Genomic DNA, 20,707 nt, shown 5'->3' on the forward strand with positions numbered 1-20,707 from the left:
CTTCGCTCGCTCCGCCCGCGCGGGTTCGAGCCTGGCGGGGCCTCGTGCAGTGAGGCGTGGCCGCGCCTGGAAAATCGGGGATAAACTGCCTGCATGGCACCTGGTGCTAGGGTCGTTCACGCCACGCGTAGCGAGCCCGGAGAGATCGTGGATGAGCTCCGTCGAGAGTTCGGCGCCATCGATCCCGTGGCTGTGCTCTTCTTTGCCAGCAGTGCCCTCGACTTCGGCGAGATCGCCGCGGGGATCGCGGCGGCCTTTCCTGGCGCGTGCAGCGTGGGGTGCACGAGCGGCGGCGAGGTCGGGCCGGCGGGCTGCACCACTGGCCGCGTCGTGGCCCTGGCCCTGGCCGCCCCCGGGCGGGCGCAGGCGGCCTTGCTCGAAGAAGCGAGCCAGCTGCGCTTTGGGCCGACCTGCCAGCGCATCGAGGCGCTCGTGGCCGGCTTTGGCGATGCGCCGCCGAGCTCGAGCGTGCTGATCACCCTCACCGACGGGCTCTCGGGCGCCGAGGAGCTGCTGCTCGCGGCGGCCAAGGCGGTCGCCCCAGATGTGGCGCTGGTCGGCGGGAGCGCGGCCGATGATTTTCACTTCGAGTCGACGCAGGTCGCCGTCGACGGGCGCGTCGCTCGAGGCGGGGCGGCGCTGCTGATGCTCGAGCCGCGCCGTGAATTCGCGCCGATCCACCTGCACCACTATGAGCGCATCGCCGACGCGATCGTGGTCACCGAGGCCGACCCCAGCCGACGGCTGATCGCGCGGCTCAACGGCTTCCCGGCCGCGGCGGAGCTGGTGCGAGCGTTTGGGATCGACGAGGTCATGCTGCGAGAGCAGCCGCGCCTGGCCCTGGCCAGCGCGGTGTTTGGTGTGCCGATGGGATCCTCGATCTTCCTGCGTTCGGTGATGAGCGTGCAAGGCGACGCCCTGCTCATGGGTGGAGGCGTGGAGGAGGGCACGCTCATGTACCCGATGCGACCCGGGGATCTGGTCACGGCCACGAGCGAGGGCCTGGCGCGGGTCCTCACCGAGGTCCCCGGGGCCGAGGCGATGCTGCTCTTCAACTGCTCGGGGCGGCTGTGGGAGGCCCGGGCGAGCGGGCGGCTCGACGCCCTCGCCGCGGCCATGACCCCCGTGCTCGCGGCGGGCTTTTCGACCTACGGTGAGCAGTACCGCCACATCCAGGTCAACCACACCCTGACGGGTCTGGTGTTTGGACGGTGCGATGACTGAGCGCGAGCTCGCGGCCAAGCTGAGCGCGGCCCAGGAGGTCATCGCGGTGCTCCAGCGCCGGCTCGCGCGCGAGCTCGAGCTGCGCGACGTCGACTCGACCGCCGCCCACCGGGCGATCAGCTCGCTCGAGAACACCGTCGACCTGCGCAGCCGCGAGCTCGAGGCCTCGGAGGCCCACTTTCGGGCGCTCTTCGACCACAGCCCCAGCCCCACCTTCCTGATCGACGAGCTCGGCATCATCTTGCGGGCCAACAGCGCGGCGACCAGCCGCTTTGGGGCCGGGGCCAGCCTGGTCGAGCGTCCCCTGGTCGAGCTCTTCGTCGGTGACGCCCGCGCGCACATCGAGCCGCTGCTCGACGAGCTCGACGGCCAGGCCGACGAGGTCGACCTCGGCGACGGGACCGCCGTCGACGTCAGCGTCGGCCGGGTCCCCGGCTTCGACCACGCTCAGGTCACCCTCCGAGACGTGAGCGCCCGGGTCGCGCTGGCCCGGGAGCTCCAGCATACGCGGCGGCTCGCGGCCATCGGTCGGCTCGCGGCTGGCGTGGCCCACGAGATCAACAACCCCCTCGCGGTCCTGCGCCTCGAGCTCGATCAGCTGGCCGCGGGCGGGGAGCTGGTCGAGCGCCTGCGACCTTCGCTCGAGCACGTCGAGCGGATCGCGAGGATCGTCGCCAACTTGCGCTCCTTCGCCGTGCCCCAGGCGCCCAGGCGCGCGTGCGTCTCCGTGCGCGCGCTCGTCGACGCCGCCTCGACCCTCGCCGGCCGCCAGCTCGCGGGCGTCCACGTCGAGGTCCGCGTCCGCCCCCCGGGGCTCGCCGTCGAGGTCGACCGTGGTCAGCTCGAGCAGGTCCTGAGCAACCTGCTGAGCAACTGCGGCCTGGCGCTCGAGGGACAGGGACGCGTCGAGGTCGAGGCCTTCGAGGTCGTGGACGAGGTCGGGCCCGGGCATGTCTGCCTGCGGATCTCCGACTCCGGCCCAGGCATCCCCGAGGCCGAGCTCGAGCGGATCTTCGAGCCCTTCTTTCGCGCGGGGGAGCACCAGGGCATGGGCCTGGGCTTGGCGATCAGCTGGGGCCTCGTGCAAGAAAACCGCGGCCGGATCCGGGCGCTCAACCTGGCCACCGGCGGCGCCTGCTTCGAGCTCGAGCTGCCTCGCGCGCGTGTCGAGGCGGCCGCGGCCAAGCCCACGCAGGCGGTCAGCGAGCAGGTCGAGGCGCCGGCGCTGCGCAAGGGAGCGCGTGTGCTCTGCGTCGAGGACGAGGCCGGGCTGCGCCGGTCCTTGATGCGCCTGCTCCAGAGCTCGGGCCACGAGCCGCTCGGGGCCGCCAGCGCGGAGGAGGCCATCGAGCTCCTGCGCGAGCACGACTTCGACCTCGTGCTCAGCGACGTGCGCCTGCCCGGTCACGACGGCCGTTGGCTGCGCGAGCACATCTTTGGCCACTACCCGGGCCTGGCCGAGCGCGTGGTGCTGATGAGCGGGTTCTTCCCGGAGGGAGAGGCGCCGCGGCACTTCCTGCAAAAACCCTTCTCCCTCGCGCAGCTGCGCGGGACGATCGCGGCGGTGTTGGGTTTGACCACGGGCTCTTAGGAGCCTGGGCAGGGAGGACAGCTTCGCCTGCGATCTTCGCCGAGCGCTGCCAGATCGGCACACGAGCGCCTGCGCTCAGGCTCTAGCAGCGGCCGCAAGTCACCGAAAAGACTGGGCGCGCTCGGGCGGCCCGGGCTTCGCAACATCCGAGGACATGCACGTCGCAGCGTCCCTCATCCGTCCGCTCTTGCTCCTGTTCACGCTCTTCTCGTCCGGGCCCGGCGAGGGGGAGCGCCCGCCCCAAGGCGACGGCCCGCCACGCCCGCCGGCCGAGGCCATCGACGCGTGCTCGGGCAAGTCGAGCGGCGACAGCTGCAGCTTCTCCGGGCGCGAGGGCGAGACCGTCAGCGGGGTCTGCTTCACGCCCGAGTCCGACAAGCCGCTCGCTTGCCGGCCGTCCCAGCCGCCAGGTGGGCAGCGCTGAGCCGCGGCATCGACTCTCAGTCGTCGTCGTCTTCTTCGTCCTCGGCCTCGAGGAGCAGGGCGGGCACTGGCTCGCCCTTCGCGCGTAGATAGGAGGCCGCGCGGGCGATGGCCTGGCCGACGCCGGTCACGGTCTCGAGGCTGTCGCCGCGGCCGGTGGCCCACTTCAGCGAGGCGACCAGCCCGCGTATCATCGGGTTGGGCGCGATCACCAGCGTCTTGGCCCCGCAGTTGCGCGGCTGGTCGGACAGCCAGTCCATCAGCATCTCGCGGATCAGCTGACAGGGCATGGCGGCCTCGCTCGCGTCGATGATGATCACGGGCGAGCGACGCTCTCGCTGGACACGCTCACCGACCTCGTCGAAGAAGCGGATCATCTGCAGGAGCTGCCGCGGCTCGAGGTGCCCGACGACGCGCGCGAGGAGCAGCGGGAAGTGCTCCTCGATCAGATCGAGGTGTGACTCCTGAGGTTGCTCCTCGAAGGCCCACGGAATCGGGGATGTGGCGGCCACCGCCATGGGCAGACTTTAGCGCCTACAAAACTCATTTGCCAGGCTACAACTTTGATCTTTAGTGATGTTTTTCAATTGCGCTCAGTTTGATGGCATCAGTACCTCCCGCGACGTACGAACACCCGTTCAATGGCCCGTTGAGGGGCCCTGGTCTTTGGAACAGGGCCATGGGGACGTCGAAGGGACAGCACCCTGGTCCAAAGTACATTCGTGTCCATATCACTATGTATTTATTTCAACACAGGTTCGTTTTGATAGATTTTATCTCGATCGCCGATGAGGGCCGAGGGCGCTGTTCGGGCGGTGTTTTCCGGTCCAAGGGACAGCGATCGCGTGGGCGATCGGTCGCTGGCGCCGAGCTCGTCGCGGATCGAATGTGGCCCCTAGCCCGCGGGCCGAGTCGCAGCCCGAGCGAGGGGGTTCCGAGTGCCGCCGCGGCGGGCGAGCTGCCCGCGCGCTGGCTGTTCAGTCACGGGTGATCACCCAGACGCCCGTGATCCGGCCGAGCTCGATGCGGTCGTCGTCGTGGGGATCGCCCGATGCCACGTGCAGGCACGAGCCGCCGCCGGGCTCGCTCAGCTCGACGGCCGCGAGCACTTGGTTGCGGGCGGCGAGGTGGTCGGCGAGCTCCTCGAAGGAGCAACGCTCGGCCAGGCCGTCGCCGTGCAGCGGGGCGAGCTTGACGAAGCTCTCGCCCCAGGGGCCCATGAGCTCGGCGTAGACCAGGTCGAAGTAGGGCACGACCACCGACTGGAACATGAAGAAGGCCCGCAGCTCCTGGATCGAGTAGACCTGCACGCGCTGGTCACCGCGGGCGACGGCGCGGCGACGCAGGCGGCGGGCGAGCTCGACGTCGAGGACCTCGGCGACCACGCGCGGGGCCTGGGTCAGGGTCTCGAGCTTCATCAGGGTCTTGGCCGTGCGCGCGTCGGAGCCGGAGTGCTCGCTCGAGACCAGGATGACCGCGTTCATCGACTGGACGTGGCCGAAGCCGCGGGGCAGGGAGGTCAGCCGGCGCGAGGAGCTCCAGTCTCCGGTGACCATGTGCACGTGGGGGTGGTCGTCGCCGGGCTCGGGCTCGCCGCGATCGGGGTCGCGCCAGGTCAGCACCCACTGGCTCTTGTCGCCGCGGAAGGGGCCGTGGTGCCCACGCAGGAGCTTGCGCTCGACGAGCTTGCTGTGCGCGTCGAAGTCGTCCCAGGCGGCCTCGCGGGCGGCCTCGTCGCTGAGCATGATCAGCAGCTGGGTCTGGGGCTCGGCCTTGATCAGCGCCTCGACCATGCTCACGGTGCCGCTGCGGAACCCGCAGATCAGCACCCGGCGCAGGGGCGTGGTCTTGGCTCGCTCGAAGCTCGGCAGCCGCGGCGAGTCGCGGGGATCCGGGGGCACCTGGTCGCGGTTGCGGCCGTAGAAGTCGTCGGCGAGCTCGCGGACCCGGCTGAAGTTGGCGGCGATGGCCACGAAGCCCAGGGCGCGGCCGATGTCGTGGGTGATCGCCGCGGGCAGGGGGGCGCTGAAGCTCGCGGCGGGGGAGGGGGAGGGTGCCGGGGAGGGGGTCGGAGAGGGGGAGGGGGTCGGAGAGGAGGAGGGGGTCGGGGAGGGTGCCGGAGAGGGAGAGGGTGCCGGGGAGGTCGCCGCGACCTCCTCGTGGGGCTCGTCGGCGCCGGCCTCGAAGAGGTCGGCCTCGTCGATCGTGGCCTCGCTGTGCGCAGGCTCGTCCCCCGTGTCCGCGCTGGCTTCGGCCTCGTGCTCGGGGTCCTCGCCCTCGGGGCGCGGCGCGTCGGCGATGCTGGCGTCGCCCAGGCCCCTGAAGTCGGGCTCGGGGTTGATGCGGACCTCGACCTCCTCGTGGGCCTCGTCGGCCGCGAGCAGCACGCCCACGGGCACGATGCGCTTGCTCGAGCTCAGCGAGCGCGCGCGGCGGATCAGCTCGCCCATGACCTCGCTGGGGTCGTCGGAGAGCGGGGGCATCTTGGGCCGGAAGTAGCCCAGGCCCTCCATGCTGAAGAACAGGCTGTAGAGCTCGTGGCCGTGGCTGGTGAGCAGCTCCTCGAGCAGCCGGCCGACGCCGGGGCGGCGGGTCACGCAGGCGATGAAGAGCGCGATCAGCCGCTCGCTGGGCACGACGAAGGCCCGCGTGCGGGTGGTCGGCTCGGTCGGGCCGTCGACGCGCTTGTGGTTGGCCCCGGTGATCGCCTCGCGGGCGGCGGGGACGTTGCTCTCGTCGAGGATCTCGGCGATCAGCAGCCGGGCCCGGCGCTTGGGCTCGCCGCCAAAGAGCGAGGCTCGGCGCGCGGCCTCGGCGTCGGCTTCGCGCAGGCTCTCGGTGATCGTCAGCAGGGCCTGGATGGTCTCGGCGTCGGGGTCATCGGCCTCGAGGTCGGCGAGCAAGACCACGCGCTGGGCGTCGACGACGTCGGCGCGGACCAGGAAGGTCTCGTCGTCGACGTGGCCCTGGCGATAGACGATGCGCGCGAGCTCGGGCTGGCGCAGGAAGTCTGGCGGGTCGTGGCTGCGGCCGATCACCAGGTAGCGGGCGCCTCGAACGCCCCTGCGCGTGTTCTGGACCAGCTGCGAGAGCCAGCGCAGCGACAGCCCGCCCTCGGGGAAGAGCTTTCGTGAGTAGCGCAGCAGCTCGTGGAGCAGCTGCTGCGTGGAAGGATCGATGTTGACCACGATGGTGTGGCCGCGCAGATCCGGCGGGCGCAGCTGGGAGAGCTCCATGAGCTCGCGGACCACGTCGGTGCCGAGACCGATCAGGAACGAGACCATGAACAGGCCGACGATGGTCAGCGCCAGGCTGACCACGACCACGGCCAGCTCCTGGGGCGCCGAGAGCATGTTCCCGGGGTCTTGGATCTGGCGAAAGGCCCACCACAGGTGGACCAGGAAGCGGCGGTCGTTGCCGTCGACCTCGTCGTTGCCGTCGAAGTCGATGTCCTGGTCGGCGACCTGGAGCTGATCGATGACCACCGCGCCCGCGAAGGACAGGGCGAGCACGATGAAGCCCATGAGCATGACCTGCTTGGCCCGCTCGCGGCGCAGCAGCACCGACCACACGTCGCGGACCAGCGGCGCCCAGTAGCCGATCAGCAGCAGCATGCGCGAGAGCCGAAACAGGCGCAGCCAGCGGGTCTCGGCCTGGCCGACGAGGTCCGCGTCGAGCAGCGAGGGCAAAAACGAGAGCAGCGCCAGGAGGTCGAAGGCCAGCAGGATCAGCGTGGAGATCCGTGGCCACTCCCAGCCGCGGCGCTCCTGGATCTCGGCCTCGGTGGGGGTCACGCCGGTCTTGCCACCGTGCGTCAGGAGATCCTCGCCGCGGAAGATCAGCAGGGCGCGGGCGAAGAACTCGACGGCGAAGAGCAGCAAAAAGGGCAGGTCGAAGCGCGAGACCCACTCGACGGGCAGCAAGCTGAGGATGATCGCCATCGACAGCAGCAGGCGCACGTCGACGCGCCCGAGCACACGCGCGATCCAGGGGAACACCCGGGAGCCGGTCTGACGAGAGGTCTCGGGCACGGGTCCGGAGCATACACGCGGGTGGATCGCGCGTGTATGCTGGGACCCATGGCCGAGCACACGCGCGTCGAGGTCGACAGCATGGGGGAGATCGAGGTCCCCGCGGACCGCTACTGGGGGGCACAGACCCAGCGCTCGCTGCACCACTTCAGCATCGGCAGCGACCACTTCCCCCGCCCGATGATCCGCGCCCTGGGGATCCTCAAGAAGGCGGCGGCCCAGGCCAACGCAGAGCTCGGGCAGCTGCCGGCGACGCTCGTCGAGCTGATCTGCCAGGCGGCCGACGAGGTGATCGCGGGCGAGCTCGACGAGCACTTCCCGCTCTTCGTGTGGCAGACCGGGAGCGGGACCCAGACCAACATGAACGCCAACGAGGTCATCGCCAACCGGGCGATCGCCCTGGCCGGGGGCGTGGTCGGCAGCAAGGACCCGGTCCACCCCAACGACCACGTCAACCGCGGGCAGTCGAGCAACGACACCTTCCCCACGGCCATGCACATCGCCGCGGGCGAGCAGACGCGCGCGCGCCTGCTTCCGGCTCTAGGGGCGCTGCGTGACACCCTGGCGGGGAAATCCGCGGACTTCGCAGAGGTCGTCAAGACCGGCCGCACCCACCTCCAGGACGCCACGCCGATCACCTTGGGTCAGGAGATCAGCGGCTGGGTCGCCCAGCTCGACCACGGCCGGGCCAAGCTCGAGGCCGCCCTCGGTCACGTCTGGGAGCTGGCCTTGGGGGGGACCGCCGTGGGGACGGGGCTCAACACCCACCCGGACTACGCCGAGGTCGCCGCCAAGAAGATCGCCGCGCTGACCGGCCTGCCCTTCGTCAGCGCGCCCAACAAGTTCGAGGCCCTCGCGGCCCACGACGCCCTGGTCCACCTCCACGCCGCGCTCAAGACCCTGGCCTGCTCGCTGACGAAGATCGCCAACGACGTGCGCTGGCTGGCTTCGGGGCCGCGCTGTGGCATCGGCGAGATCACGATCCCCGCCAACGAACCGGGCAGCTCGATCATGCCGGGCAAGGTCAACCCCACCCAGTGCGAGGCCCTGACCATGGTCTGCGCCGAGGTCATGGGCAACGACGTGGCCGTGACGATCGCGGGCGCGAGCGGGAACTTCGAGCTCAACGTCTACAAGCCGCTGATCATCCACAACGTGCTGCGCTCGCTGGCCCTGCTCGCCGACGCGATGACCAACTTCGATCGCTTCTGCGCCGCGGGCATCGAGCCCAACGCAGAGCGGATCGCGGACAACCTGCGCCGCAGCCTGATGCTGGTCACCGCCCTCAACCCCCACGTGGGCTACGACAAGGCCGCCGAGATCGCCAAGCGGGCCCACCGCGAGGGCACGACCCTCGAGCAAGCCGCGGTCGCCCTGGGCTATGTCACGGCGGAGCAGTTCCGCGAGTGGGTCCAGCCGGCCAAGATGACCAAGCCGGGGTGAGCTCGTGACGACCACAGCACAGCAGGGGGACGCGGCCCGCTCCAGCGAGGGCGGGGGCGGTGCGCTCGAGGAGCGCCCCATCTCCGAGTCGGGCAGCGAAGACGCGAGGGCGGAGGCAGAGCCGCCCGGGCTCGAGCCCGCTTCCGAGCCCGCCCCCGAGCCGGGCGGTCGCGCAGGCGCGAGGGCCGACGCAGCGCCGCCCGAGCTCGACGCGCTGCCCATCAACGACCCCAAGGCTCTGGCCGAGGGCACCCTGGCCCAGCTGCGCGCCAACATCCGCCATCCCCGGCCGCCGCCGCGCAAGGGCCGATGGCTGACCAGCTTCGTGTGGGGTCTGGCCCAGCCGCTCTTGGGCCTGCGCGTGCTCCTGGCCCACGGCGATCTCTTCGTGCGGGCGATCGGTCCGCTGGTCGTGTTGCTCGTGGTGTGCTGGCTGCTCGCGGACGGGGCCGACGCCGTGGGCCCGCTGCCCTGGCTCTCGGCCTACTACGCGACCTTGGTCGGCGCGGCCCAGGTCTCGCCGATCTTCTTCACCAAGAACTTCGCCAAGCTCGCGGCCGAGTCGCGGCGCCACCTCGAGGTCACGCGCCACGAGCCCTATCTGCGCTCCTACGGCCAGGCCGTGCGCGAGGCCGTGTTGCAGCTGCTGATCGTCGGCGCTGGGGTTGCGCCGCTCGTCGGCGTGGCCCGCATGACGCCGCTGGTCGGGGGCGTGATCGCGGCGCTCGTCGGCTGGATCTGGCTGGCCCACTGGATCGTCGTCGAGGCCCTGGACTCCGCGCGCACGCTGCCGCCTGGCGAGGACATGGAGAGCATCGAGCGCCGCCATGCCCTGCTGGATCCGCCCTGGTACGTCGCGCCGATGACCTGGCGGCTGCGCGGCATCTGGGCGCTGCTGCGCTCGCCGCTGTCGGTCTGGCTGGGCTTCGTCCAGCGCCTGAGCCGGCGCTGGCGCGGCGAGGTCCTGGTCGTCGAGACGCGACCGGCGATCGCCGCAGGCTTCGGGGTCGGGGCCTCGCTGCTCCTGGCGATCCCGGTGATCAACCTGCTGATGCGGCCGGCCGTGGTGATCGCGGCGGCGCACGTGCTCGGGCGCCTCGAGGAGGAGCTCGAGCTGCCGGAGGAGGAGCAGGGGGAGCAGGGGGAGGCAGAGGAGGACGTGTCGGCAAAGCAGGAGGCGGCGGGCGAGGTCGAGGAGCAGGCCGCGCGAGAGGCGAAGATTTTGCCCTCCGAGAGCGCGGGCGCCGAGCCTTGATACAGTCCGCGGGTGCGCCTCTTCTCCCTCGCCGCCATCGTCTCTTTGAGCCTCGGACCCTTCGGCTGCCCGCTCCAGCCCGATGAAGGCGACTCGGCCGCAGACGGTCAGGGTCAGGCAGGCGAGGGCCAGGCAGATGGGGCGGCCGCGGACGCAGACGCGGCGCAGGCAGAAGGCGAAGAGGCCAACGCCGAAGAGGGGGCGAAGACGCAGGCGCCGCCGAGCGGGGAGCTACCGCCGAGCGGGGAGCTACCGCCGAGCGGGGAGCTACCGCCGAGCGGCGAGCTGGAGGCCGACGTCGCGCAGAGCAAGGTCGGCTTCGCCGTCGACCGGGCGACCGTCGGCCACGTCGGCCACTTCGAGGACTTCTCCGCGAGCTTGACCCTCGACGCGGGGACGCCCACGGCGATGACGATCGCGGTGAAGACCGGCTCCGTGGTCGCCGACCGCAAGGGGCTGACGCAGCACCTCAAGAGCGCCGACTTCTTCCACGTGGACAAATTCCCCACCGCGACCTTCACGGCAAAATCGTTCACGCCGAAGCCGGACGAGCCGAGCGGCCACGAATACGGCTACGTCATCGAGGGCGCCATGGCCATGCACGGGGTGACCAAGACGCTGAAATTCCCGGCCACGCTGACGATCGAGGCCGATCGCGTGGTCGGCGAAGCCAAGCTCGAGATCAGCGCCTCGGGCTTTGGCATCGACTATCAGGGCATGGAGGAGGAGCTGGCGGAGGACGCGGTCTCTCTGAAGATCGAGTTGGTGTTCCCCCGCGTTGAAGCCCCTCGATGACGTCGTCGCCCGCGGGTCGCTACGAGTACAGATTCTCAGAGTCGGACGCCGCGGCGATCCTCCGGCGCGCCGCGGAGCTCCAGCGCCGGGCCAGCGACGTCCGCCGGATGACGGTGAGCGAGCTCGAGGAGGCGGCCAGCACGGCGGGGATCGAGGCGATCCACGTGCACCAGGCGGCCACCGAGATGGCGCTGCGCCAGTCTCGGCGCGACCGCCCCTCACCGCTGCTGGGCGGGCCGCGCACGATCCTCTTCGAGGTCACCCTCGACGGCGAGATCCCGGTGCCGGCCTACGAATATGTGATCGACGCGGTCCGCCGGCAGACCGGGGAGCTGGGCGTCGCCTCGCTGATCGGGCGCTCGCTGACCTGGACCGCGCTGCCCAGCCACGGCCGCGCGGGGCCGGGTTGGTCGCGGAACATCGCGCTGACCATCGTCCCTCAAAATGGGCGTACGCGGATCCGTATCGAGGAGAAGCTCGATCGCCTGGTCGCCGGGGTGTTCGGCGCGGTGCTCGGGGGCGGGGGCGGAGGCGTCTCGCTGCTGGCGAGCTTGCCCCTGCTCGCCCTGGGCTGGCCGGCGACGATCCCGGTGTCGATCATCGCCTGCGTCGGCGGCGGCTGGGCGGCGGCCCGCCGGGTCTATCGCAAGCGCGTGGAGCAGCGCCAAGACGAGCTCCACGGGGCGCTGATGGCGATCATCGAGATCACCCAGGAGTCGCTGCGGGCCCGGCGAGCGCTGGGTCCGCAGGTGGTCGCAAGTTGAGCTCGAAGCGCGCGGGGGTCTCGTCATAGCGCAGCTCACCGACATCGAAGGACTGCGCCTCGCCGGGGGCGACCGCGTCGAGCTGGAACCAGTCGCGGCCGAGCAGCTGCCCGTCGCCGTCGAAGCCGAGGATCTCCACGCGCGCGCCCTCGACCGCGGCCTCGCCCTCGTTGTGGACGCTGCCAAACACCCGCCAGCCGCCCAGATCGGCGCGCTGGGGCGGGTCGTACTCGAGGCGCAGGGGCGGCGGGGCGGGGGCCTCTCCCTCGAGGGCGCGGCCAGAGGCGGACACGGCCAGGGACTCGTGGGGCGGCGGGTTCGGGATCAGCACCGTCAGCGCTGCGCGCTCGTCGGGGGCGAGGATCCGGGCCAGGCCCCCGCTGTGGCTGACCAGCGCCTTCCCCTCGGCGTCGAGCAGGCTGACCTCGAGCTCGACCCGGCGCAACGGGGTGTCGCGGTCGTTGTGGACCTCGGCCAGGACCCAAAAGCCCGCGCCGTGGGCGATGCGCGTGCGGTGAAAGGTCGCGGGGATCTCGAGGGCAGGCGCAGGGTCCGCTGGCGGCTTGGAGGCGCTCGAAGCCGCACCTTCGTCGTGATCGATCTGTGCTGTCTGGGATACAGAAGCAGAGCTCGGAGGTGCTGGAGCATCACCCGAGCCGGCGTCGGCTCCCTTGCTCGACCCCGTCCCGCAGCCACCGATGCAAATCGTCACGCAGACGCACCAGGACGCAAAAATCAGCCTCGCTGCTCCCGCGCGCACGAGGTTGAGCCTACCAGGACGGCTGGCCACGCCCGAGCCGCTATGTTTGGAGAAACTGGAGAAGTTTCTCGCTGGGCGAAGCCATGAACTTCGGCCATGATGTCTGGGTCTAGCCCGACAGTTTTGCGATGTTTGATATGTTCAGCAGTCCGAGCCCACTCATCCGCTCCTCTCTCTTCTTGGCAGGGATCTCGGCCATCGCGCTCTTTCCGGCGTCGGCCCAGGCCATCTCGCCGGCGAGCCACATGCACGGGCGGGGAGACCTCGAGCTGAAGCCAGGGGCGATGGCGGCCGCCAGGAGCGGCGTCGAAGGCCACTGGCTCACGCCCCAGCCCACGAGCGCCCGCGGCCGCGCCGTGGCCAGCCTCGAGGCGGCCCTCGGCGGGCGAGTGCTCACCCACTTCGACGCCGACACCGGGGTCCTGGACACGCTGCTCCCCAACGGCACCGTCGTCGCGGGCTCGATGCGCTCGCCGGTGGTGGCCGAGGACTTCGCCCGGGACTTCTTGAGCAAGCAGCTCGCGCTCCTCGCCCCCGGCGCGACGCCGAGCGACTTCGTGCTGGTCAGCGACGTCGTCAGCGGCGGGGTGCGCAGCCTGGGCTTCGCGCAGACCCAGGCCGGCATGCGGGTGATCGGCGGCCAGATCAGCTTCGCCTTCAAGGCCGATCGCTTGATCGCGGTGCGCTCCACCGCGCTGCCCGACATGCGCGCCCAGTTCCAGGCGCGCGCGACCACGGTCGACGCTGGCGTGGCGGTCGAGCGCGCCCGGGCGTGGATCGCCGACGACTTCGCCGGCGGCACGCGCAGCGCCGCGCAGGCCGAGCGCGCCGACGTCGATGGCCCGCTGATCTTCCCGGTGATCCACGCCCGCGACACGATCAGCTACCGCGAGGTCCTGGTCGTGGACGTGCGCCTCGACTCGCCCCGGGGTCACTGGCAGGTCTACGTCGACGCCGGCACCGGCGAGCCCCTCGCCCGGCGCTCGCTGATGCACTGGGCCGAGCTCGAGATGAACGTGTGGGCGCGCTCGCCCCTGGGCGCACGCACCGACATGCCCGCGCGCTTCCTCGAGCTCACGGTCGGCGGCCAGCCGGCGGTCACCTCGGGTCAGGGCGTGTTCACCGTCAGCGCGAGCGTCGCCGAGGTCGACGCCGAGCTCGACGGGCTCTACGCCAAGGTCTTCGACGAGGCCGGCTCGCCGGCCTTCTACACCAACAGCTTCGCGCCAGACAGCAGCTTCGTGTGGAGCGGAGCGGACGACGTGGGTCTCGACGCCCAGCTCAACGCCTACTCGCACACGCAGATCGTCAAGGCGAGGGTGCTCTCGATCGACGACGCCTTCGACGTGCCGCTGCTCGAGACCGCGGTCACCGTCAACATCGACGACGTCTGCAACGCCTACGCCGACGGCAACACGATCAACTTCTTCAGCTCGGGCTCGGGCTGTGAGAACACCGCGCTGCTCTCCGACGTGGTCTATCACGAGTATGGCCACGTCGCGCACAGGCTCGGGCTGATCGAGGGCGTGGGCGTGTTCGATGGGGCGGTCAGCGAGGGCATCTCCGACTACCTCTCGGCGACCATCGTCAACGACGCTGGCGTGGCAAAGGGCTTCTTCCTCGACACCTCCGAGGCCCTGCGCGACCTCGACCCCGAGGGCTACGAGTGGCACTGGCCCGAGGACAACGGCGAGATCCACGCCGCTGGGCGGATCATCGGCGGCGCGCTCTGGGACCTGCGCAAGTCGCTGATCGCCAAGTATGGCCAGGCCGCCGGGATGGCGGCGACGGACCACATCTGGCTGCAGAGCATCCGCCGGGCCACCGACATGCCCTCGATGTACACCGAGGCGCTGATCGCCAACGACGACGACGGCAACCTCCAAAACGGGACCCCGGACCTCTGCGAGATCAACGCGGCCTTCGGCGCCCACGGGCTGCTGGAGATCCCCGAGGGGGGCCTGGCGATCACCTCGCAGTTCCAAGCGGACAACTCGTTCTCGGTCACCGTCGAGGCCAACACGGAGCTCTTCCAGCAGTGTGGCTCGAGCCTCGAGGGCGCGCAGCTTCGCTACCGCGTGCGCCCCGAGTCCGGCGGCTCCGGGACCATGGTCACGGAGATCGACATGCAGGCCGCGGGTGAGGGCACCTACGTGGGCCAGATCCCGTCTCAGCCCGACGGCACGGTGATCCAGTATCAGCTCGAGATCGAGTGGGGAGGCACGGCGCTGTCGCGGCCGGCCAACCTGGGCTACCCCTGGTACGAGACCTACTTTGGCGACGTCACCGAGATCTGGTGCAGCGGCTTCGAGGACGGGGGCGAGGGCTGGACCCTGGGTCAGGACTGGGACATTGGCGTCCCGGGGGGCGCGGGCGGGGACCCCGACGCGGCCTACACGGGGCAGCAGGTCGCCGGCATGGTGCTCGACAGCCCCGGCATCTACGGGACGTGGATCGCGAGCGAGCTCGTCAGCCCGGTCATCGACGTCAGCGGCTTCGATAGCGTGCGCCTACAGTATCAGCGCTGGCTCAACATCGAGGACGGCTTTTGGGATCAAGCGATGATCCTCGCCAACGGCCTGCCCGCCTGGGGGAACTTCGCGAGCACGGACGGCGTCGCGGCGACCGTCCACCACACCGACCAGGAGTGGGCCTTCCACGACGTCGACCTCAGCGACTTCGTGGACGCCAACGGGGAGATGCAGCTGCGCTTCACCCACGCCAGCGACGGCGGCCTCGAGTTTGGCGGCTGGAACATCGACGGGCTGTGCATCGTCGGCATCGGCGATGTCCCGGATCCGACTGGCGGCGACGAGGGGGAGGACGAGGGCAGCGGCAACCTCTGCGGTGACGGCATCGTCGGTGAGTTCGAGCAGTGCGACGACGGCAACCTCGTCAACGGCGATGGTTGCAGCGCTGGCTGCTTGCTCGAAGACGAGGGCGGCGAGGACGACGTGGGTGACGACGGCACGGGCGAGGGCGGGGCTGGGGCCGACTGGGACCCCGATCGCGGCTGCGGCTGCGACAGCGCGGGCGAGGATCCGCGCCGGGCCGCGCTCGGTGGCCTGGCGCTCTTGGGCCTGGTCGGCCTGGGTCGGCGCCGGCGTCGGTCTCGGAGCCGCTGAGCGCTCCTGTCATCGCACACCAGACGCGACTTCGCGGTGGGGAAGGGAGGCCATGAGCCTCGCCATCCCCACCGCGAAGTCGAATCAGACGCTCGGGCCGGGCTCCTAGGAGCCCGTGGTGAAACCCAACACGACACCTCGCTTGGTCTTTTCGCCGAGGGCTTTGTCGCCAAAACTTGCAGTACACCCGGTACAGCGGCGTTTTGGCTTCGCGCCCTCGACGAAAATCCCGGCGCGAGGAGCCGCGCTGGGTTTCACCACGGGCTCCTAGTACGACTTGATCACATCCGCGAGGGCCTGATCGGTGGCCCCCGGGGGTCGATGTCACGTCCGCACATGGGACAGTGACCCAGCAAGTGAAGCAAGACCACTTGTAGCAACGCTCGGAATGCCTGGATGGTCAGCCCGGGCTCGGCTCGCTGTGCTTTCCGCCTCCGGGTCCTCCGGGGAAAAAATCACGCGGTGGAGCGTGAGAAAGGCGTGAGCTGCGGCGACCAGGGCGACGTGGTGGTGGAAGCCTCGCCATGTTCGTCCCTCGAAGTGGTCGAGGCCGAGCTCCCCTTTCATCTCCTGGTAGTCCCGTTCGATCCGCCAGCGAAGCTTGGCCAGGTAGACCAGCCTCTTGACCGTGGTCTTCGCGGGCAAGTTCGACAAATAAAACGCGGTTGGCTCCTTCTTCTTGTAGGACCACTCACACAGCAGCCACTGCACTTCACCCGGTGGGTGCCCTGACCGATGCCGGTGCGCGGTTCGGATGCGTAGCACCGCGAAGCGCCGCCGCTGAGGCCCGCGCGTCCCGTGGCGCCATTCGACGTGACGGAAGCGCCTAGCAGGCAAGCTCTTCGCCAGCTCTTCGACCGAGACGGGCTCGACTCCTTCGGGGGAGACCCACTTTGTTCGTGGCCGCCCCTTGCTGCCGGGAGCTTTGGACGGAGGAGGGCTCGGGCACGTCCCTGGCGGCCATACGACCGCGTTGCCGGAGATGCGCAGTACGTAGTGGAGCCCGCGTTCTTCGAGTCCCTTGCGGAATTCCGTCGAGTCGCCGTAGGCCGCGTCGGCGAGCACCGGTCGAGGCGCGAGCCCCCACTCGAGGGCGCGGTCGAGCATGCCGAGGCCGAGCTCGAGCTTCGTTTGATGGGAGAGCTCCTCGGGGACGCCTGCCTTGGTCCGGCGCCTTGGGTCGTTGGCCCAGACCTCGGGAAGAAACAAGCGCATGCCGATGCAAGCGCCGCCCGCCTCGCTGGCGAGGTGGAGGCTTGCTGCGACCTGGCAATTGTCGACGCGGCCCATCGTCCCCGAGTACTGACGCTGTACCCCGACGGAGTGCTTGCCCTTCTTGGGGAAGCCGGTGTCGTCGATGACGAAGGCGTCGAGGCCCGGGAGCTTGTCCTCGACGCGAAGGGCGAGTCGGCGAAACAGCTCCCACTCGTCCCAATCAGCGATCGTGATCGCCTGCTGGAGTCGCTGGCGGATGGCTTCGCTGTCACCGGGCGCGGCTGCGAGGCGCTGAGCGATGGGCACCATGCTCTTGCGCTCGCCATCGAGGAGAAGCCCACGCATGTAGTTGGCGAGGGCCTCGCGCCGCTCGCTGCGACCCATCTGATGAGTGATGTAGCCGAGAAACTCCTCGAGTTCGGCCCCCACCCGGGAGATTTGTTCTGGAGTCACCCCCGTAGCAGATCACAGATGGGGATCGTTGTCGATCCCCATATGACCAAGTAGTCCTAGAGCGGCGACCAGTTTGGATTCGCACCCTCAGGCACATCTGGGCGGCCCCGTGGTCTTTGTCGCTCGGCGCTCACAGTGGGTCCACCACAGCTTCGGCCTCGCTCCTCGCCACGAGACCGCCCAGACGCACCTGAGAGCACGCCTCCAAACTGATCGCCGCTCTAGAGCTCGAGCTCGGCCGCGACGCTGGCCATCTTGTGGCGGGCCATGGCCAGGTTCCCAGACTTGCGGTCGAACGCGACGTACAGGAATAGCGAGTCATGGACCGGTCGAATGATGTGATACTGCGATTCGAGGGTGATCAGGATGTCCTCGATCCCGCCTTTGATCCCGAGCGCCTCCATGACCCGCATCTTGGCGCGGACGAGCTCCATGTTGCCGGCGCAGGCGATGTCGAGGTCGAGCCCGTTGCCTTCGGTCCCGAGCGCCATGCCGCTCTCGTGATCGACGAGCGCGGCCCCGAGGCAGCCGTTGATGTCTGAGAAGAGGGTCTTGAGAGAGTCGTTGACGTTCGCCATGTCGATTTCGCTTTTGAGTTGCTCGATTCGAGCGCGCGATTGTGCGCGATCGTGGTCTTCGGTGTCATCGCCCGTCTCACAAACTTGTCGCTGCGTGACAAGGGGGTGGTCGGGTGCCTGGGGCGCGTCGTCGAGCGCAGGAATGCGCTTGCTCGCGCTCTCGCTCGCGGGCGCCAGCAGGTGATCCAGCGCGCCGTCCCGGAGCTGGTAGAGCATCGCGCGGTGGCAGCTGCGAAGAAACTGCGCGAGGGCCTCTGCATCCACGTCGTCGTCGAATTCGGCGGGGTAGGGGGTGCGCTTGGACGCGACCACCACTCCACCCCAGAACAGATGAGTAGATACGGCGCGCCGGGCCATGCCGTGATCTTCGGTCTGAAGGTGGAGGACCCTGCCACGATATCGGAGGTTGTGGTTGAGCCCGGTGGCACGCAGGCGTGTCGGGGTTCGTTGTTTTTCCTGTGCCACAACCAACACGATTCTCGGCGACGAAGGAGGTATGAGAGCCAATATGGATCTCTATGATCCAGGTACATTAGGCCCGCCGCGCTATCAAGTCATTTAATCATTGGGAATGATCCACTACCTACAAAACCGTAGCAAATGAGGGTCGCCAGATAGCGCCCAACATCGAAGGACGGGCCTGCAGAGCCATGCCCGGCCGCTTGTGTGGGATCCGGCTCGTCGGTGACCCCCCGGTTTTCAGGAACGCGGTGGTAGCCACCGCTGGGGTGGTGAAGAGGCGCTCCGCGACGCGCGCAGTCTCGCGTGGGGGCCGTTGATCTGCCGGCTGTCTCGCTTCGGTGCATGGCTTGCGCGGATGGGGTTGATCGATTTGTCAGGCAGAGATCCGAATATGCAGGCAGTCATTTGGTACCCGAAATTAAGGTGTCGGTTTTGCATTCGGATCTATGACTGCACCAAGGACGAGATTGTGGGTCGAGTAGAGCATGGTGCTGTTCGGATGGTCAGACAAGCGTGCTCATACCCGATATGCAGTGCGTATTTCTCTGGGCTCGCGCTGGGGTGTTCGGGGTCGCGGCAGCGTATGATGCGCCCATGACTCCACAAGAAATCGTACAGGCTCTCGAAGGCCGGGGCTGGGCGGCGACGATCGTGAGTCGCAGCGACGTCGACGACATCCTCGATGTCGACAGCGAGGGCCTCATGAAGTGCGTGGATGGGCGGCCTTCGTCCCACGCGGCGATGAACGGGCCCAAGACCCTCGGTGGTGTCTACGCCATCGCGTCGATGCGAGGCGCCCGCGATCTCGAGGGGCTGACCCAGGCGACCCGCGACGTCGCTGCGGCCGGCCATGTGCCCTCGGTGCACGGGGATGACCACGCTCAGCCGCCGGCCATGGGCTGCGGCTACTTCAAGCTGTGGAAGACGGGCAAGCTGGCGGACCTCGCCCCCGAGGGCGGGTCGAGCGAGGGCTTGCCGCCGGGCCTCGAGCCGCCGCGCTACTCGGCCGAGGAGGGCAGCGAGGCGGTGCGCGCCGCGGGGGGCGAGTACGAGACCCTCACGGGCGCCCACGAAGAGCAGGAGGTGATCATCAACCTCGTCGACTCCACGACCTTCGCGCCCAATGCCGACTCGCAGCGCTTCGTGGTCGACGCCTGGGTCGCGGAGAAGTTCGGGGTTGATCCGGCGCGCTACCTGACGGCGGCCGCGAAGACCGTCGAGCTGCTGTGCGAGGTCCGCAAGGCGCGGATCATCGTCGACTGAGCTCGCGTCGACGCCGAGCCCAAACTCGAAGCGGCGAGGCAGATGCCTCGCCGCTTCGGTGTGCTTTGTTGGGACAGCTGATCTTCAGACCGCCAAGCCTGCCGCGACGCTGGCCATCTGGCGGCGAGCCATGGCCAGGTTTCCGGTCTTGCGGTCGAAGGCCACGTACAAGAAGAGCGCGTTCCCGACGGGGCGAATGATGTGGTACTGGGTCTGAAGGGTGATCAGGATGTCCTCGATCCCGCCTTCGATCCCCAGCGCCTCCATGACCCGCATCTTGGCGCGCACGACCTCCATGTTGCCCGCGCAAGCGACGTCGAGATCGAGTCCGCTGCCTTCGGTCCCGAGCGCCATGCCGCTCTCGTGATCGACGAGCGCGGCTCCGAGGCAGCCGGTAATTTCAGAGTGGAGGGTCTTGAGGGATTCGTTGACGTTGGCCATGTCGATCTCGCTTTTGAGTTGCTCGAGCCGAGAGCGCGCAGCGGCCCGCCCGGCGTCCTTGGAAGTCTCAATAGTCTCACCAGAGTTGGACGGGGGGACAACCGATTCATCGGCTTTGGTTTTCCCCGCGCTCGTTTCCGGCACCTTGTCCGAGACCAGGGCGGTTACGGTCGCCTGCCCCGCCTCACCTGCGCGAGCGCGAGCATGCTCGAGCTCGGGATCCACCGTGGCGGGCGGAAGCAGGTGATCGAGGGCGCCGTCCCGCAGGCGGTAGAGCATCGTTCGGTGACAGCTGCGGACGAACTCGGATAGGACCTCCGGGGCGACGTCGTCGTCGAACTCGGCCGGGTAGGGCGAGCGACTGGACGCGAGCACGACCCCCCCCCAGAAGAGGTGTGTCGATACCGACCGGCGGTCGAGGCCGTTGTCTTCGGTCTGAAGGTGCAGCGTCCTCCCTCGGTATTGGAGGTTGTGGTTCAGCCCGGTCGCGCGAAGACGCGTCCGCGGGGACTCCTGTTTTTCTTGTGCCACACCCAACGCTTTTCTCAACGATGCAACTACAAGAGAGCTGTCATGCCTTCAAGTCATTTTGTTGCTGGGAACTCCTTCACTGGTGGCAAGTGTCCGGCGTCGAGGCCTGCTCGATATCGACCAAGATGGGGGAAATGGCCTCCTGCACACACCTGATTCGCTTGCCGCGGCCGCGGCGTTCATGGTTTCGCCGTGAAGATCGGCGGGTCGATTGTCGTGGCGAGAGAGCGCGTCCAGTCCCCGAGTTCAGCATCCGCATTGAGCGCGAGTTGGGGGTCTGCACGAGAACCGAGCGGTCGCGCTCGGGTCCACGAGACCGGCCCGTTGGCCCGGCCTCGTGCACACGCTTCGGG

General features: G+C 69.1%; 15 protein-coding genes. 9 read left to right on the top strand and 6 right to left on the bottom strand.

Features of this window, described 5'->3' with window-relative positions; all coding sequences use genetic code 11:
• Positions 1–93 precede the first annotated feature (93 nt).
• The 3 genes from G6O69_RS20610 (at position 94) to G6O69_RS20620 (ending at position 3,239) form a co-directional block, all read left to right on the top strand.
• Positions 94–1,224, top strand: coding sequence for an FIST N-terminal domain-containing protein (locus G6O69_RS20610; RefSeq protein WP_172305228.1), 1,131 nt, complete (start codon positions 94–96; stop codon positions 1,222–1,224).
• Positions 1,217–2,815 (top strand): ATP-binding protein, encoded by a 1,599-nt coding sequence (locus G6O69_RS20615; RefSeq protein ID WP_172305229.1) that lies wholly within the window; start codon positions 1,217–1,219, stop codon positions 2,813–2,815. Before G6O69_RS20610 ends, G6O69_RS20615 begins: the two co-directional genes overlap by 8 nt.
• A 154-nt stretch (positions 2,816–2,969) precedes the next feature.
• Positions 2,970–3,239, top strand: coding sequence for a hypothetical protein (locus tag G6O69_RS20620; RefSeq protein ID WP_172305230.1), 270 nt, complete (start codon positions 2,970–2,972; stop codon positions 3,237–3,239).
• A 16-nt stretch (positions 3,240–3,255) separates the two neighbouring features.
• Here G6O69_RS20620 and G6O69_RS20625 read toward each other — a convergent pair whose 3' ends face one another.
• Together G6O69_RS20625 and G6O69_RS20630 are read right to left on the bottom strand one after the other, a co-directional pair.
• Complete coding sequence (locus tag G6O69_RS20625) at positions 3,256–3,750, bottom strand: hypothetical protein (RefSeq protein ID WP_176396988.1); 495 nt, start codon at positions 3,748–3,750, stop codon at positions 3,256–3,258.
• 465 nt (positions 3,751–4,215) lie between these two features.
• Positions 4,216–7,269, bottom strand: coding sequence for an ion transporter (locus G6O69_RS20630; RefSeq protein WP_172301264.1), 3,054 nt, complete (start codon positions 7,267–7,269; stop codon positions 4,216–4,218).
• 48 nt (positions 7,270–7,317) lie between these two features.
• On the opposite strand from G6O69_RS20630, the gene fumC reads away from it, so the two are divergent.
• Genes fumC through G6O69_RS20650 form a run of 4 tightly spaced genes read left to right on the top strand, consistent with a single transcriptional unit; the run spans position 7,318 to position 11,526 of the window.
• Positions 7,318–8,712 (top strand): class II fumarate hydratase, encoded by a 1,395-nt coding sequence (fumC, locus tag G6O69_RS20635; RefSeq protein WP_172305232.1) that lies wholly within the window; start codon positions 7,318–7,320, stop codon positions 8,710–8,712.
• Positions 8,713–8,716: 4 nt separating this feature from the next.
• Positions 8,717–9,967 (top strand): hypothetical protein, encoded by a 1,251-nt coding sequence (locus tag G6O69_RS20640; RefSeq protein WP_172305233.1) that lies wholly within the window; start codon positions 8,717–8,719, stop codon positions 9,965–9,967.
• Between the two features lie 12 nt (positions 9,968–9,979).
• The gene (locus tag G6O69_RS20645; RefSeq protein WP_172305234.1) at positions 9,980–10,762 is read left to right on the top strand and encodes a YceI family protein; all 783 of its coding nucleotides are present in this window, start codon (positions 9,980–9,982) and stop codon (positions 10,760–10,762) included.
• Positions 10,759–11,526 carry a hypothetical protein gene (locus G6O69_RS20650; protein WP_172305235.1) on the top strand — a complete coding sequence of 256 codons (768 nt, stop codon included), beginning with the start codon at positions 10,759–10,761 and terminating at the stop codon, positions 11,524–11,526. The genes G6O69_RS20645 and G6O69_RS20650 overlap by 4 nt, the downstream gene beginning before the upstream one ends.
• Here G6O69_RS20650 and G6O69_RS20655 read toward each other — a convergent pair.
• Complete coding sequence (locus G6O69_RS20655; RefSeq protein WP_172305236.1) at positions 11,468–12,238, bottom strand: FxLYD domain-containing protein; 771 nt, start codon at positions 12,236–12,238, stop codon at positions 11,468–11,470. The genes G6O69_RS20650 and G6O69_RS20655 overlap by 59 nt on opposite strands.
• A gap of 185 nt (positions 12,239–12,423) precedes the next feature.
• Between G6O69_RS20655 and G6O69_RS40395 the strand changes: the two genes are divergently transcribed.
• A complete protein-coding gene (locus G6O69_RS40395) occupies positions 12,424–15,411 on the top strand; it encodes a DUF4215 domain-containing protein (protein ID WP_255215831.1) in 2,988 nt (995 codons plus the stop codon).
• A gap of 324 nt (positions 15,412–15,735) precedes the next feature.
• On the opposite strand, the gene G6O69_RS20665 is transcribed toward G6O69_RS40395, so the two are convergent.
• Entirely contained in the window at positions 15,736–17,079 is a 1,344-nt protein-coding gene (locus tag G6O69_RS20665; protein WP_172305237.1) for an IS701 family transposase, read from the bottom strand.
• Between the two features lie 221 nt (positions 17,080–17,300).
• The gene (locus G6O69_RS40400; RefSeq protein WP_255215832.1) at positions 17,301–18,122 is read right to left on the bottom strand and encodes a hypothetical protein; all 822 of its coding nucleotides are present in this window, start codon (positions 18,120–18,122) and stop codon (positions 17,301–17,303) included.
• Between the two features lie 591 nt (positions 18,123–18,713).
• Between G6O69_RS40400 and G6O69_RS20675 the strand changes: the two genes are divergently transcribed.
• Positions 18,714–19,382, top strand: coding sequence for a cadmium-containing carbonic anhydrase (locus tag G6O69_RS20675; protein WP_172305238.1), 669 nt, complete (start codon positions 18,714–18,716; stop codon positions 19,380–19,382).
• Positions 19,383–19,466: 84 nt separating this feature from the next.
• Here the strand turns inward: G6O69_RS20675 and G6O69_RS42285 are convergent, their stop codons facing one another.
• Positions 19,467–19,823 carry a hypothetical protein gene (locus G6O69_RS42285; protein ID WP_172308287.1) on the bottom strand — a complete coding sequence of 119 codons (357 nt, stop codon included), beginning with the start codon at positions 19,821–19,823 and terminating at the stop codon, positions 19,467–19,469.
• Positions 19,824–20,707: the final 884 nt, after the last annotated feature.

This window comes from Pseudenhygromyxa sp. WMMC2535, from assembly GCF_011083025.2.